Origin of the sequence: Kitasatospora sp. NPDC057692, from assembly GCF_042799475.1 — a bacterium.
In the GTDB taxonomy this organism is placed as follows: domain Bacteria; phylum Actinomycetota; class Actinomycetes; order Streptomycetales; family Streptomycetaceae; genus Kitasatospora.
Genome location: NZ_JBHVIV010000029.1, coordinates 59,973 through 73,793 on the forward strand (window position 1 = coordinate 59,973; position 13,821 = coordinate 73,793).

Here is a 13,821-nt window from a genome sequence, read left to right on the forward strand (position 1 = left end):
CAAGGGTGGCCGTGCGCGGTGGGTGGGCGGCCCGGGCGGGGCGGGTGCAGGAGAGGGACTCGGTGGCGGCGATGCGTGCGGTGCGGGTGGTGCGTGCGGTGACGGAGCGGGAATCGGCGGTGGTGCGGAGCGCCGTGGTGCGCGGCGCGGCGGTCCTGGCGGTGGCCGGACTGGGGCTGACCGGCTGCATGTCGGTCGGGCCGGGCGCCGACGAGAAGCACGGTGTGGTGCCGGTCGGCCAGGCCGGGACGCCGACCAGGCCGGGGGCGACCCCGTCCGCCTCGCCGAGCGGCAGTGGGCACCCGGGGGGTGTGACCGGGCGGACGGAGCGCGCGGCGGGCGCGCAGGCCCAGAGCGCGCCGACCGGGGGGATGAACGCGGCCCCGGGCGAGGTGGCCGGCGGCGTGAACGGGGCGGCGGGCGCGGGCAGCGGCAACGGTGCGGGGGGCGCGAACGGCGCGCCCTCCGGTGGCGACCAGGTACCGGCAGCGGGCCTCGGTGATTCCGCGCCCGGCGCGACCGGCACCGCAGGGGGCGCGAACGCCAGCCCCGCGCCCCGTCCGGGCTCCGGTGGCACGTCCACGGGCGGGTCGGGCGGGGGCACGGCGGGCGGCGGCGCGGGCGGCCCGGGCCACCCCTCGGGCGGCGCCGGGGCCACCGCGGGAGGCGCCGGGGGCGGCGCCGGCGGAACCACCGCCTCCGCCCCGCCGGCCAGCCCGACCGGGCACTCGTCCTCCCCGGAGCCCGGCCACGGCACCCCGGCCCCGAGCGCCACCACGGCCCCGGAACCGACCCCCGCGCCGAGCAGCACCGCGCCCTCCAGCTCGGGTGTGCCGGGTGGGCACTGAGCGCCGATCCGCAGCCTGGCCAGCACATTTGCCTCCGATCCCCAGGTTCGTCTATGGTGGTAGATCGTTCGTTTGATCCATTTGACTGGCGCCCTACTCCCATCTGGCGCCCTTGGCGCGTTCCGGCGATCCGTGGCTGACCGCATAGAGGCGGTTGTGAAACAGAACCCCGGACTTTGGCGCGTGCCACTTCCGGAAGGTTTTGCATGTCTCTCGTTGACGACGCCCGCTTCGCCATGCCCGCGAGCGAGTCCGCCGCCGATGCCACCACCACCGCCCCCGCCGAGGCCGACGCCGAGCTGATCGCCGCCGTCGACGCCGTCGAGGACACCGACACCGACGCCGCCATCGAGGCCGAGGACACGGCCGCCGACGCCGAGGCCGACGAGCCCGACGCCGAGCCGACCATCACCTTCGGCGACCTGGGCCTGCCGGACGAGGTCGTCCGCGCCCTCGCCAAGCGCGGCGTCACCACCCCGTTCCCGATCCAGGCCGCGACCATCCCGGACGCCCTGGCCGGCAAGGACGTGCTGGGCCGCGGCCGCACCGGCTCCGGCAAGACCCTCAGCTTCGGCCTGCCGCTGCTGACCCGCCTCGCCGGCGGCGAGCGCACCCGCGCCAAGCACCCGCGCGGCCTGATCCTCGTCCCGACCCGCGAGCTGGCCATGCAGGTCGCCGACGCCCTGGAGCCGTTCGGCTCGGTGCTCGGCCAGCGCCTCAAGGTCGTCTGCGGCGGCACCTCGATGTCGAACCAGATCTACGCGCTGGAGCGCGGCGTCGACGTCCTGGTCGCCACCCCGGGCCGCCTGCGCGACCTGATCAACCGCGGCTCGGCCAAGCTCGACGACGTCCAGGTCGCCGTCCTCGACGAGGCCGACCAGATGGCCGACATGGGCTTCCTGCCCGAGGTCACCGAGATCCTCGACCAGGTGCCGGCCGGCGGCCAGCGCCTGCTGTTCTCCGCCACCCTGGAGAACGAGATCGACACCCTGGTGAAGCGCTACCTGAACAGCCCGGTCACCCACGAGGTCGACCCGTCGGCCGGCGCCGTCACCACCATGACCCACCACATCCTCGTGGTGAAGCCCAAGGACAAGGCGCCGATCACCAACGCGATCGCCGCCCGCAAGGGCCGCACGATCATCTTCGTCCGCACCCAGATGGGCGCCGACCGCGTCGCCGAGCAGCTCGTCGAGGCGGGCGTGAAGGCCGACGCGCTGCACGGCGGCATGACCCAGGGCGCCCGTACCCGGGTGCTCGGCGACTTCAAGGACGGCTACGTCAACGTCGTCGTCGCCACCGACGTCGCCGCCCGCGGCATCCACGTCGACGGCATCGACCTGGTGCTCAACGTCGACCCGGCCGGCGACCACAAGGACTACCTGCACCGCTCCGGCCGCACCGCCCGGGCCGGTCGCTCCGGCACCGTCGTCACCCTGGTGCTGCCGCACCAGCGCCGCGGCGTCTTCCGCCTGATGGAGGACGCGGGCGTGGAGGCCAGCCGCCACATCCTCGACCACGCCTTCGACGCCGAGGTGGCCCGGATCACCGGCGCCCGCTCGCTGGTCGAGGTCCAGGCGGAGAGCGCGGCCAACATCGCCGGTGCCGCCGAGCGCGAGGTCGCCGACATGACCCGCCAGCTGGAGCGCGCCCAGCGCCGCGCCGCCGAGCTGCGCGACGAGGCCGACCGCCTGTCCGCGCGGGCCGCGCGCGAGCGGGCCGAGCTGGGCATCGAGGACGAGGCCCCGGCCGCCGAGGCCGAGACCGAGGGTGCCGCCGCCGACGAGGCCGCCCCGGTGGCCGCCGCCGAGCCGGCCGCCCCGGCGGCCGAGGAGCGCACGCCGTCGTACCGCGAGGCGCGCACCGAGCGTCCGTCGTTCGGCCGCGACCGCGGTGACCGCGGCGACCGCTCGTTCAACCGTGACCGCGACGAGCGCGGCGGCCGTTCCTTCGGCCGTGACCGTGACGACCGCGGTGGCCGCTCGTTCGGTGACCGTGAGCGCGGCGGTTTCAACCGTGACCGTGACGACCGTGGTGGCCGTTCCTTCGGTGACCGTGAGCGCGGTGGCTTCAACCGTGACCGTGACGACCGTGGTGGCCGTTCCTTCGGTGACCGTGAGCGCGGTGGCTTCAACCGTGACCGTGACGACCGTGGTGGCCGCTCGTTCGGTGACCGTGAGCGCGGTGGCTTCAACCGTGACCGTGACGACCGTGGTGGCCGTTCCTTCGGTGACCGTGAGCGCGGTGGCTTCAACCGTGACCGTGACGACCGTGGTGGCCGCTCCTTCGGTGACCGTCCGGCCCGTTCCTTCGGTGACCGCGACCGCTCCTTCGGCCGGGACCGCGACGAGCGCGGCGGCAGCAACAACCGTCCGTTCGCCCGCCGCGACGACCACCGCTCCGGCGGCCGTCCGCAGTCCGGTGGCTTCAACCGGGACCGTGACGACCGCGGCGGCCGCTCCGGCGGCGGCTTCAACTCCGGCTTCAACCGCGACGACCGCAAGCCGCGCTGGAAGAACTGACGCCGCACGGCGGCTGATGCCGCCCAGCGTCTGACGCACCCTCGACGGGCCCGCTCCACTCCGGTGGAGCGGGCCCGTCGCCGTTCCCGGCGACCCGGTTGTTCTACGGCCGAGAATAACCAGTGGCGCGCCGCCCCGGCCGTCCCCTACCGTCGGCGGCATGAGCAGCAGAATGCGTGAGGTGGCGGCGGTCAACGAGGGCATCGCCGAACAGGGGGGCTACCGCGCGACCGGGGGCGAACTCGTCGAGCTGGCCGAGTCGTTGGCGGCGGCGCGGGCCGGCACGGTGTCGTACGACCCGGCCGGGCTGGACGCGCTGGTCGCGGCGGGCGGGCCCGGTCCGGCGGCGGCGGGCACCGTCGAGGTGACGGCCGAGGGCAGCGTCCAGGCGGCCCACCGGCTGGTCGCGGCAGGCGGCGGAGAGGTCGGGGTGCTCAACTTCGCCTCCGCGCGGAACCCCGGCGGCGGCTACCTGCGCGGCGCCCGTGCCCAGGAGGAGGACCTCTGCCGCAGCGCGCTGCTGTACACCTGCCTGCTGGAGGCGCCGGACTACTACGAGGCGCACCGGGCCTCCGCCGACCTCCGGTACAGCCACCGGGTGATCGTCTCGCCAGGGGTGCCGGTGATCAGGGGCGAGGACGGCGGGCTGCTGGCGCGGCCGTACCCCGTGACCTTCCTGACCTCGCCCGCGCCGAACGCGGGGCAGCTGGCCCTGCGCACGCCCGGGGGCGTGGACGTCCGGGGCGTGCTCGCCGAGCGGGCCGAGCGGGTGCTCGCGGCGGCCGCCCGGCACGGGGTGCGCGCGCTGGTGCTCGGGGCGTGGGGCTGCGGGGTGTTCCGCAACGACCCGGCCGAGGTGGCGGAGGCCTTCGAGCAGGCGCTGGCGCGCTACGGCGCGGCCTTCGACCGGGTGGTCTTCGCGGTCTGGGACCGGACGCCGGTCTCGCCGAACCGGGCCGCCTTCGAGGCCCGGTTCGGGGCTTAGCCGGGCCGGGGCCGCAGCCCCGGCCCCGGGCCTCAGGCCTTGCGGGTGACCAGCGCGGACGTGAGCGCGGAGGCGGCGGTCACCACGCCGGTGACGGCGAAGACGGACGGCCAGGCGCCGATCTTCTTCGCCAGCGGGTGCGAACCGCCGAAGGCCGCCACGTACAGACCGGTCAGCGCGGCCGCGGCGGGCGCTCCCGAGCGCCGGTTCCACTGCGCGGCGGCGGCGGTGCCGGCCACCGCCAGCACGGCGCCGCCGAGCCGGCGCTTCCCGGTCCACCGGGCGACGCCGTAGCCGCCGACCAGGCCGCTCGCCGCGGTCAGTGCGGCCGGTGCGGTGCTCGCGAGCGCGTTCGGGATCCTCGCCATCGTCGACTCCACTCCTCGGCGGATCCGGTGCGGACCCGCGCAGTACTCGGGACTCCTCGGACCTCCGACCCTAACCCTCCGCCTCCCTCGGCCCTCCGCCTCCCCCGGTTCGTCCGGCTACCGCATCGCCTGCTCCAGGGGCAGCGCGGGCGCGGCGGCCGCCAGCCGGGCCGCGGCCTCCTCCGGCGCCAGGACCCGCTCCAGCCGCAGGTCCCCGGGCACCTGCTCGACGAACCGCCCGGCCGCCCAGCTCCGCTCGTAGGGCTGCGGGTCCAGGACGAGGGTCCGCACGCCGTCCACCACCGGGATGTCCTCCGGCATGCCCTCGTTCCAGATCCAACCACCGTCCGGCGCGACCAGGTTGAACGCGCCGGTCGCGATGAACCGGCGGCCGTCCAGCCAGGTGCTGCGGCTGAGCGCGACCACCTCCGGGTCGGGGCGGACGCCGGGCAGGTGGCCGCCGCCGATCAGCGCCTCGGCCAGCAGGGTGTGCAACTGGAAGTTGTCGGTCAGGCCGTCCATCCGGAGCAGGTAGCCGGTGCCGCTCGGGCGGTGCAGGACGAGCAGCGGTTCGTCGTCGAGGGCCGCGGCCAGGTACCGCAGGCCCTTGAGGTCGTGCTGCTCGGACCGCTCGCGGTAGCGGTCGATCAGCTCGGTGAGGACGTCGGTCACGCCGTCGGCGCGGGCCGCGCGGCGGACGGCGGTGTGCGTGCAGAGCGCGAACGCGGCCCGCTGCCACAGGCCGAGCGTCCACCAGCCGGCCACCGCCCGGTGGGCCTGCCGGGTGTCCGTCCGCCCGTCGTCGGCGATCCGGGCGTGGGCCCGGCCGGGGTCGTCCCGGTCGGGGTCCGGCAGGGCGTCCTCGTCGCTCTCCGCCCACCGGTCGAGCAGCAGCAGCGCCCCGGTCAGGGCCTCGCGCAGCCCGGCGAGCACACGGTCGGCGCAGGCCGACGGGTCGGCGCCGCGCTCGACGCAGGCGCCGACCATCATCGCCAGATGCGCGCGGGGGAACAGCGGGGTGTCGGTGAGCAGCGCGGACAGCCGGGGCCCGACCGCCGCCGACTCCGCCTCCCCGGCGGGCCCGAGCAGCCCGCCCAGCCGGCGCAGCGCGGTGTCGAAGCGCTCACCGCCGACCGGTCCGTCCTCCGCCGGGCCGGCCACGGCGTCCTCCAGGGCGCCCACCGCCGCGGCGAGGGCGGACTGCTGACGGACCGACGGCCCCGCGGGGCGGCCGTCCTGCGCGGAACGGTCATCGAACACCATTCGCCGCAGCATAGGTGCCCGCGGGCGGCTGTCGGTACCGGATGGGAGACTCGCCCGGTGACCGACCACGAGATCACCGACGGCCTCTACCGGATCCGCAACGTCGCCACCGGCCTGCTGCTGGAGGTGCCCGGCGGCAGCCGCCGCAGCGGCGTGAAGGTGCTGCTCGCCGCCGCGGACGGCTCGGACGCCCAGCTCTGGCGGCTGACGGCCGTCCACCCGGGCGGCGCGCTGTTCCACGTCGAGAACGTCGCCGGCGGCAAGCGCCTGGACGTCACCGGTGCCGCGACCGAGAACGGCGTACCGGTCCAGCAGTGGTCCGCCAACGCCTTCGGCGCCCAGGAGTGGCTGGTCGAGCACCACGTCGACGCCCCCGGCACCTACACCCTCACCAGCTTCATCAGCGGAAAGCCCCTCACCGCCCCGGCCGCCGAACGGGCCGCGGATCCCGAGGCCCCGGCCGCCCCCGTCCACCAGTGGGAGGACACCGACTCCGCGACCCAGTGGTGGCACCTGGAGCGGGCCTAGCTACTTTGACCCCGCGTGCTTGAACACCGACCGGTCGTGCCAGCGCAGGTGGCCGTGTGCCTGCGGGGCGACCGGTCGGCCGTGCGGGAGCGGCACCGCGCGGTCGTGCAGCGCCAGGACGGCCGCGCCGGCGGGGGAGTCGGTCCGGAAGCGCGGGGAGATCCGCACGGTGCGGTCCTCCGTCACTCCGAGCACGCCGAAGTCGAACAGTGCGTGGTGCAGCGAGCAGAGCGCGAAGGCGTTGGCGAGCTCGTCGGGGCCGCCCTGGCTGTGCCAGCGGATGTGCGCCGCCTCGATGCCGACCGGGCGGCCGCCGAGCCTGCCGTCGTAGCCGCAGAAGGCGCAGGCGTGGTCGAACGCCCGCAGCACGTCGGCGGCGAACCCGGCGGCCCGCACCCGCCGTTGGACCAGCCGGAAGACCGGGCCCGGCGCCGCGGCGGTGCCCGGGCCGGTGGCCGGACCATCGAGGCCGAGGTCCGCGACGTCCAGGTCCGCGATGTCCAGGTCCGGGAGCCCGACGCCCGCCTGCTCGCAGATCGCCGCCTCCAGGGTGGGCGTGAAGTGCAGGTCGAGCAGCAGCCGGACGGCGACCGGCCCGGCCGAGGGGTCCTCGGTGAGCAGCCGCTCGACCTCGGGCCGCAGCCGGCCGATCGCGCCCACCCCGCGCAGTGCCGCGCCGCTGTCCCGCACGTCCGCCGTGCCGAGCTCGCGCCCGGCGGCGTCGGACAGCGACCAGAGGCTCCGCTCCAGGTGGACGAACGGCATCGCCGCCCGCTGGGCGGCCGTCGCCCGGCCGACCGGCGGACCGAAGTCGTTGATCAGCCGGCTGACCGGCTCCTCGGCCTCCGTGTACGCGACCGCGCCGCTCCCGAGGCGGGCGTGCCGGCCCAGCAGCCAGAGCAACAGCAGCGGCTTGTGCGGGGCCCGCACCCCGCCGGTGTTCGCCCGCCGGAGCCGCTGCAGGGCGTCGAGCAGTTCCGCCCGTCGCATCGCCCGCGCTCCCCCGCCCGCGCCCTCCCGTCCGCGCCCGGCCTACGCCGACAGGTTGGCCCGGAGGGCGTCGAGGTCGGCGTCGGTGGCGCCGTGGGCGTGCAGGTAGGCGGGGAGGGAGCCGTGCCGGTCGTGGATCCAGGCGAAGGAGGAGGCGAGCAGCTCCGCCGAGACCGGCCGGGAGAGCCGCTCGGCGCCGGTCTCGTCGAGGTACGGGGCGGGGCCGTCCAGCAGGCCGAGACCGGCGTTGGAGCGCAGGTAGTCCGTGGTGACGTCGGCCTCGGAGGCGCCCAGCAGGGACTGGACGACGGCGATGGTGAGGCCGGTGCGGTCCTTGCCGACGGCGCAGTGCACCACGGCCGACAGGGTGCCGGGGGCGCCGAGGCGGCGGATCGCGGCGACCAGCGACGGGCCGGCGGTGGCGGCCATGAACGGGTACAGCTCGGCCTGGTCCTCCGGCCAGGGGCGCTCGGTGTCCTCCCGGTTCGCGGGCAGCGTGGGGAGGTGGAGGGTCTCCTGGTCGAGGCCGTCCACCTTGTCCGGGAAGAAGCCCCGCTCCTCCGCGCTGCGCAGGTCGATCACGGTGCGCAGGCCGAGGGCCTTGAGCCGCAGCGCGCCCTCGGGGGTGAGGGCGTGGAAGGAGCCGGAGCGGAACAGCACGCCCCGGCGGAGCGCACCGACGCCCCCGGCGTCACGGAAGTTGCGCACTCCGGGGATGTCGATGAAGGCGGACTGCACGTCGTCGGTCATGGCCACCACCGTACGGTCGCGGACCGTGCCAGGGGAAGGAAACGGTCCGGCTTTCCGATCTTGGCCGGAAGCCGGGTCGCCCGCGGACGGGAGCCGGATCCGCCCCGCGTCCGGGAGCCGGTTCGGCCCCCGGGTCGCGCTCACCGGCCGCCGGAGACGTCCAGGAACGCGCCCGTGGTGTACGAGGAGGCGGGCGACAGCAGGAAGAGGATCGCCTCCGCGACCTCCTCGGGCCGCCCGCCGCGGCGCATCGGCAGGTTCGGCGCGACCCGGTCGACCCGGCCGGGCTCGCCGCCCAGGGCGTGGATGCCGGTGTGGATCAGGCCGGGACGCACGGCGTTGACCCGGATGCCCTCGGCGGCGACCTCCAGGGACAGTCCGCGGGTCATCGAGTCGACGGCCCCCTTGGCCGCCGCGTAGTCCACGTACTCGTTGGGCGAGCCGAGCCGGGAGGCCGCCGAGGAGACGTTGACGATGGCGCCGCCGCGCCCGCCGTGCCGGGTGGACATCCGGCGGACGGCCTGCGCGGCGCACAGGAACGGGCCGGTGATGTTGGCGGCCCAGATCCGGTTCAGCCGCTCCTCGTCGATGTCCTCCAGCCGGCCCTGCTGCTCCAGGGTGCCGGCGTTGTTCACCAGGGCGGTGAGCGGCCCGAGTTCGGCGTCGACGGTGTCGAACAGCCGGGCCACCTCGGCGCTGCGGGTGACGTCCGCGCGGACGGCCAGCGCGGTGCCGCCGTCGGCCCGGATCGCGTCCACCACCGAGGCGGCGGAGGCCTCGTCCGCCCGGTAGTTGACGCACACCCGGTACCCGCGCCGCCCGGCGAGCAGCGCGGTGGCGGCGCCGATGCCGCGCCCGGCACCGGTGATCAGAACGACGTCGGGCTGTTCGGAACCGTTCGCGGTCGACATGCCCCGCACCCTACTCGCCCGCCCGCCGGAAAAACGGTTCGCCCGGTGCGGCCCCGCCCCGGCAGACTCCTCGGCACCGGCCGACGAGAGGAGCCCCGCCCGTGTCCACCGCGCCCGGCACCGTCCTGCTCTCCGGCATCGTCGGCTCGACCGCGTACGGGCTGGCCCACGCCGGCTCCGACATCGACCGGCTCGGCCTGTTCGCCACCCCGACCGAGGGCCTCCACGGCCTGCACCGCCCCGCCGAGTCGCACGTCACCACCGCCCCGGACCGCACCCTGCACGAGGCCGCCAAGTGGTGCCGGCTGGCGCTCGGCTGCAACCCCACCGCCTCGGAGCTGGTCTGGCTGCCCGAGGACCTCTACGAGGTCCGCACCCCGCTCGGCGAGGAGCTGATCGCGATCCGCCGCTCCTTCCTCAGCGCCCGGGCCGTCCGCAACGCCTACCTCGGCTACGCCACCCAGCAGTTCCGCAAGCTGCTGACCCGCGACACCACCGACCCGGCCACCCGCGCCCGGGCCGCCAAGCACGCCCGCCACCTGGTCCGCCTCCTCGACCAGGCCCTCCACCTGCACGAGGCCGGCCACAACCTGGTCCGGCTGCCCGACCCGGAGCGCGTCCGCGACCTCGGCGAGCGCATCGCCGACGACCCCGCCCGTGCCGACCGCCTCCTCGCCGCCGCCACCGACCGCCTCGACCGCCCCGGCGTCCTCCCCGACCGCCCCGACGAGCGCCCCGCCGACGCCTGGCTCCGCCGCGTGCGCGCCGCCCACTGGACGCCGACGCGCGACGCCGACCCCACCGGGTAGGATCGCGGCGGCCCGCCGCCCACCCGGCCCGGGCCACGGGCCGCTAGCTCAATCGGCAGAGCTGCGGACTTTTAATCCGTAGGTTCAGGGTTCGAACCCCTGGCGGCCCACCGGGTGCGGGGCCCGGGTCGGAGCGGTTCCGGCCCGGGCCCTCGGCGTTCGCGCCGGGCGCCGTCCCTCCCGCACGACCCCGGGCCGCACGGGACCCCGGTCCGGCGCGCCACCGGACGCCGGGCCTGATCGCGTCGGTCGTCCTCCCGGTCGTCGCCACCGGGGTCCAGCCGAACCGCGGGCGGCGGCGGGTTCTCGGTGGTCACCGGGGCCGGGTCCGGGCTGTACGGGCGCCGTCGGGCGCTCCGTCGGGCCCGGTCACCCCCGCCCCCACGGGCGGGGGTGGTCAGTGGAGCGCGGTGAGGCGGCCGTGGTCGAGGGTGAGGACGTCGTCGACGGCGCCGAGGGCGGCGTGGTCGTGGGTGACCAGGAGGGTGGTCCGGCCGCGGGTGGCGTCGAGGACGTCGGCGAGGACGGCGGCGGCGGTGTCCGGGTCGAGGCCCTCGGTGGGTTCGTCGAGGACGAGGACGGGCGGGTCGGCGAGCAGGGCGCGGGCCAGCAGCAGGCGTTGGCGCTGGCCGCCGGACACGGTGGCGCCGTCCCCGCCGAGCACGGTCTCCCAGCCGTCGGGCAGGGACTCGATCCAGTCGAGCAGCCGGGCCCGGCGGGCGGCCTCGCGCAGGTCCTCGTCGGCGGCGTCGGGGCGGGCCAGGCGCAGGTTGGCCCGGATCGTGGTGTGGAAGACGTGGGCGTCCTGGGTCATGCCGGTGATCACCCGGCGGACGTCGGCGCCCGCGCAGTCGCGCAGTTCACGGCCGCCGACCCGGATGCTGCCGCCCTCGTAGGGGACGAACCGCATCAGCGCCGCGATCAGCGTGGACTTGCCGGAGCCGCTGGCGCCGAGCAGGGCGACCCGGCGGCCGGGCGGCAGGCGCAGGCTGACGCCGTCGAGCGCGGCGGGGCCGTCGGCGCGGTGGCGGACCCGCAGGTCGGTGATCTCGACGCCGAGCGGGCCCCCGGCGGGGAGCGGGTGCGGGTCGGCCGGGTCGGTGACCGGCGGCGGGGTGTCCATGAGGTCGGCGAGCCGGCGGGCGGAGGCCCAGACGAAGGCCAGTCGGCGGGCGGCGGCGGGCAGGGCGGCCAGGGCGTCGAAGGAGACCAGGGCGAGCACCGCGAGGACGGTGAGCTGGACGGCGGGCAGCCGGCCGTCGGCGTGGGCGCGCAGGCCGAGCCAGGTGGCGCCGACCGTGGCGGCGGCCTGGAACAGCAGGACCACGGCGGAGGCGAGCGAGGTGGTCAGCGCGCCGCGGCGCTCCAGGGCGGCGATCCGGTCGGTGGCGGCGGAGGCCCGCCGGTGGGCGCGGTCGCGGGCGCCGTACGCGGCAAGGTCGGCCGCACCCGCGGTCAGGTCGACGGTGAGCGCGGCGAGTTCGGCGCGCGCGGCCTTCTCCGCCCGCCCGGTCCGGCGGGACAGCGCGAGCACCAGGGCGGGCACCAGCAGGCCCGCCGCCGCGAGCAGCAGCCCGAGCAGCAGCCCGGCGGAGGGCAGCAGCGCCAGGGCGGCGCCGGTGGCGGCCGCCGCGACCAGGCCGGCCGCGGTGACCGGGACGAGGACGCGCAGCAGCAGGTCCTGGGCGGCGTCGACGTCGTCGACCAGGCGGGTCAGCAGGTCGCCGCCGCGGAACGCCGGGGCCCCGGCGGGGGCGAGCGGGACGAGCGACTCGTACACCCGGGCGCGGAAGCCGGCGACGGCGCGCAGCACGCCGTCGTGGCCGAGCAGGCGGTCGGCGTAGCGCAGGGTGCCGCGGCCGAGGGCGAGGGCGCGCACCGCGACGACGGCGACGGCGACGGCCGAGATCGGCGGCTGCTCGGCGGCGCGGGTGATCAGCCAGGCGGCGGTGGCCATCAGGGCGGCGCCGCTGAGCTCGCTGCCGGCGGCGGCGAGCACGGCGGGCAGCAGCCGGCGCCAGTACGGCAGCAGCTGCCGCAGCAGCCGGACGGTGGGGCGGGGCGCGGGGCGCCGGGCGGTGGTCATGAGGGCACCAGGCCTTCGGCGGGCGCGAGGGTGCCCGCGCGGACGGTGAGGATCCGGTCGGCGTGCGGCAGCAGGCTGCGGCGGTGGGCGACGACGATCGCGGTGCGCCCGCGCACGAGGTCGGCGGTGGCCCGGGTGACGGCGGCCTCGCTCTCCGGGTCGAGGTGGGCGGTCGGCTCGTCCAGCAGCAGGACCGGCGCGTCCTTGAGGAACGCGCGGGCCAGGGCGATGCGTTGGCGCTGTCCGGCGGAGAGTCCGGCGCCGTGCTCGCCGAGCAGGGTGTCGTAGCCCTGCGGCAGCCTCTCGGCGAAGCCGTCGGCGCAGGCGGCCCGGGCGGCCGCGCGGACCTCGGCGTCGGTCGCGTCGGGGCGCCCGAGGCGGATGTTGTCGGCGACGCTGGCGGCGAACAGGTGCGGGCGCTGCGGCACCCAGGCGATCCGGGCGAGCCAGGCGTCGGGGTCGAGCGCGGCGAGGTCGGTTTCGTCGACCAGGACCCGGCCGGCGCCGGGGGCGGTGAAGCCGAGGAACAGCGCGAGCAGGGTGGACTTCCCGGCGCCGCTCGGGCCCACCAGGGCGAGGTGCTCGCCGGGGTGGACGGTGAGCGAGACGGCGTCGAGGGCGGGCGCGGCGCGGTCGGGGTGGTGGACGGTGACCCCGTCGAGGCGCAGCCGGGCGGTCCGGACGTCGGGGACGGGCACGGGAACGGGCACGGAGGCGGGCGCACGGACGGACGCGCGGGCGGGCGTACGGACGGACGCGCTGCCGGTGCCCCCTGCCGCGCGCGCGGACCCGGCGGCCGGGGGCTCCTCCTCGTCGAGGGCGGCGAAGACCCGCTCGGCCACCGCGATGCCCTCGGCGCTGTCGTGGAACGCCGCGCCCGCCGCCCGCAGCGGCAGGTAGGCCTCGGGGGCGAGGAAGAGGACGACCAGGGCGGTGCGCAGGTCCAGTTCGCCGGCCAGCAGCCGTAGGCCGACCGGGACGGCGACCAGCGCGACCGACAGGGTGGCGACGGTCTCCAGCACCAGGGAGGAGAGGAACGCCACCCGCAGGGTCCGCATCGTGGCCCGCCGGTGGGCGTCGGCCATCTCCCGCACCACGCCGGTCTGGTGGTGCTCGCGGCCGAACGCGCGCAGCGTCGGCAGTCCGGCGAGGACGTCGAGGAAGTGGCCGCCGAGCCGGGCGAGCAGCCGCCACTGCCGGGCGGTGCGGCGGGCGGTGTGCATCCCGACGAGCGCGCCGAACACCGGGATCAGCGGGAGGGTGAGCACGACGATCAGCGCGGAGGTCCAGTCGGTCCAGCAAAGCCACCCGACGACCGTGACCGGGACGACGGCGGTGGCGGCCAGGGTGGGCAGGTAGCCGGTGAGGTAGGGGTCCAGGGCGTCCAGGCCGCGGGTGAGCAGGGTGGCCGTCTCACCGTGCCGGTGCGCGGCCAGGCGGTGCGGGCCGGTGTGCCGGAGGCGGGCGGACAGGCGTTCGCGCAGGGCGCGTTTGGCCTCGGCGGCGGCGCGCTGGGCGAGGGCGCCGCGGGCCCAGGCGAGCAGGGCGCGCAGTGCGAGGACGGCGGTCAGGGCGGCCAGGGCGGTGGTGCGCGGGCCCTGCCCGGCGAAGCCGTCCGCGAGCAGGCCGGCCAGCAGACCGGCCTGGCCGACGACGAGTGCGGCGCCCGCCAGCGCCAGTGCGGTCGAGGTGGTCAGGTGCCGTCGCACCACCGGGAGGTCGCGCCGCAGGCGGCGTTCGGCCGGCTTCATCCCGTACTCC

Annotated in this window: 12 protein-coding genes and 1 tRNA gene; 6 read left to right on the plus strand and 7 right to left on the minus strand. The window is 76.9% G+C overall.

The window, feature by feature from the left end; genetic code table 11:
- Positions 1-62: 62 nt before the first annotated feature.
- From ACFVFS_RS18525 to ACFVFS_RS18535, 3 genes are all read left to right on the plus strand, one after another.
- Positions 63-848, plus strand: coding sequence for a hypothetical protein (locus ACFVFS_RS18525; protein WP_380625360.1), 786 nt, complete (start codon positions 63-65; stop codon positions 846-848).
- 206 nt (positions 849-1,054) lie between these two features.
- Positions 1,055-3,370, plus strand: coding sequence for a DEAD/DEAH box helicase (locus ACFVFS_RS18530; RefSeq protein ID WP_380625362.1), 2,316 nt, complete (start codon positions 1,055-1,057; stop codon positions 3,368-3,370).
- Between the two features lie 160 nt (positions 3,371-3,530).
- A complete protein-coding gene (locus tag ACFVFS_RS18535) occupies positions 3,531-4,355 on the plus strand; it encodes a TIGR02452 family protein (protein ID WP_380625363.1) in 825 nt (274 codons plus the stop codon).
- 32 nt (positions 4,356-4,387) lie between these two features.
- Here ACFVFS_RS18535 and ACFVFS_RS18540 read toward each other — a convergent pair whose 3' ends face one another.
- The gene (locus tag ACFVFS_RS18540) at positions 4,388-4,723 is read right to left on the minus strand and encodes a hypothetical protein (protein ID WP_380625365.1); all 336 of its coding nucleotides are present in this window, start codon (positions 4,721-4,723) and stop codon (positions 4,388-4,390) included.
- A gap of 117 nt (positions 4,724-4,840) precedes the next feature.
- Complete coding sequence (locus tag ACFVFS_RS18545) at positions 4,841-5,986, minus strand: hypothetical protein (protein WP_380625367.1); 1,146 nt, start codon at positions 5,984-5,986, stop codon at positions 4,841-4,843.
- 57 nt (positions 5,987-6,043) lie between these two features.
- On the opposite strand from ACFVFS_RS18545, the gene ACFVFS_RS18550 reads away from it, so the two are divergent.
- Complete coding sequence (locus ACFVFS_RS18550; RefSeq protein ID WP_380625368.1) at positions 6,044-6,514, plus strand: RICIN domain-containing protein; 471 nt, start codon at positions 6,044-6,046, stop codon at positions 6,512-6,514.
- Here the strand turns inward: ACFVFS_RS18550 and ACFVFS_RS18555 are convergent, their stop codons facing one another.
- The 3 genes from ACFVFS_RS18555 to ACFVFS_RS18565 all read right to left on the minus strand — a co-directional run bounded on the left by ACFVFS_RS18555 (position 6,515) and on the right by ACFVFS_RS18565 (position 9,165).
- Positions 6,515-7,504, minus strand: coding sequence for a phosphorothioated DNA-binding restriction endonuclease (locus ACFVFS_RS18555; protein ID WP_380625370.1), 990 nt, complete (start codon positions 7,502-7,504; stop codon positions 6,515-6,517). It lies immediately after the preceding gene.
- Positions 7,505-7,546: 42 nt separating this feature from the next.
- Positions 7,547-8,254 carry a tyrosine-protein phosphatase gene (locus ACFVFS_RS18560; protein ID WP_380625372.1) on the minus strand — a complete coding sequence of 236 codons (708 nt, stop codon included), beginning with the start codon at positions 8,252-8,254 and terminating at the stop codon, positions 7,547-7,549.
- 140 nt (positions 8,255-8,394) lie between these two features.
- Entirely contained in the window at positions 8,395-9,165 is a 771-nt protein-coding gene (locus ACFVFS_RS18565) for an SDR family oxidoreductase (protein WP_380625374.1), read from the minus strand.
- Between the two features lie 101 nt (positions 9,166-9,266).
- On the opposite strand from ACFVFS_RS18565, the gene ACFVFS_RS18570 reads away from it, so the two are divergent.
- On the plus strand, positions 9,267-9,974 hold the full coding sequence (locus ACFVFS_RS18570) for a DNA polymerase beta superfamily protein (protein ID WP_380625376.1): 708 nt from the start codon (positions 9,267-9,269) through the stop codon (positions 9,972-9,974).
- Between the two features lie 37 nt (positions 9,975-10,011).
- Positions 10,012-10,084, plus strand: a tRNA-Lys gene (locus ACFVFS_RS18575).
- A 287-nt stretch (positions 10,085-10,371) separates the two neighbouring features.
- Here ACFVFS_RS18575 and cydC read toward each other — a convergent pair.
- Together cydC and cydD are read right to left on the minus strand one after the other, a co-directional pair.
- Positions 10,372-12,060 (minus strand): thiol reductant ABC exporter subunit CydC, encoded by a 1,689-nt coding sequence (gene cydC, locus ACFVFS_RS18580; RefSeq protein WP_380625378.1) that lies wholly within the window; start codon positions 12,058-12,060, stop codon positions 10,372-10,374.
- Positions 12,057-13,811, minus strand: a complete 1,755-nt coding sequence (cydD, locus tag ACFVFS_RS18585) for a thiol reductant ABC exporter subunit CydD (protein ID WP_380625380.1) — start codon at positions 13,809-13,811, stop codon at positions 12,057-12,059. The genes cydC and cydD overlap by 4 nt, the downstream gene beginning before the upstream one ends.
- Positions 13,812-13,821: the final 10 nt, after the last annotated feature.

Bases quoted from the DNA above. Each gene is read 5' to 3' on its own strand.
- ACFVFS_RS18530 (WP_380625362.1), top strand. From the start codon at position 1,055: ATGTCTCTCGTTGACGACGCCCGCTTCGCCATGCCCGCGAGCGAGTCC.
- ACFVFS_RS18565 (WP_380625374.1), bottom strand. From the start codon at position 9,165: ATGTCGACCGCGAACGGTTCCGAACAGCCCGACGTCGTTCTGATCACC.
- ACFVFS_RS18560 (WP_380625372.1), bottom strand. From the start codon at position 8,254: ATGACCGACGACGTGCAGTCCGCCTTCATCGACATCCCCGGAGTGCGC.
- ACFVFS_RS18555 (WP_380625370.1), bottom strand. From the start codon at position 7,504: ATGCGACGGGCGGAACTGCTCGACGCCCTGCAGCGGCTCCGGCGGGCG.
- ACFVFS_RS18535 (WP_380625363.1), top strand. From the start codon at position 3,531: ATGAGCAGCAGAATGCGTGAGGTGGCGGCGGTCAACGAGGGCATCGCC.
- ACFVFS_RS18545 (WP_380625367.1), bottom strand. From the start codon at position 5,986: ATGGTGTTCGATGACCGTTCCGCGCAGGACGGCCGCCCCGCGGGGCCG.
- cydD (WP_380625380.1), bottom strand. From the start codon at position 13,811: ATGAAGCCGGCCGAACGCCGCCTGCGGCGCGACCTCCCGGTGGTGCGA.
- cydC (WP_380625378.1), bottom strand. From the start codon at position 12,060: ATGACCACCGCCCGGCGCCCCGCGCCCCGCCCCACCGTCCGGCTGCTG.
- ACFVFS_RS18540 (WP_380625365.1), bottom strand. From the start codon at position 4,723: ATGGCGAGGATCCCGAACGCGCTCGCGAGCACCGCACCGGCCGCACTG.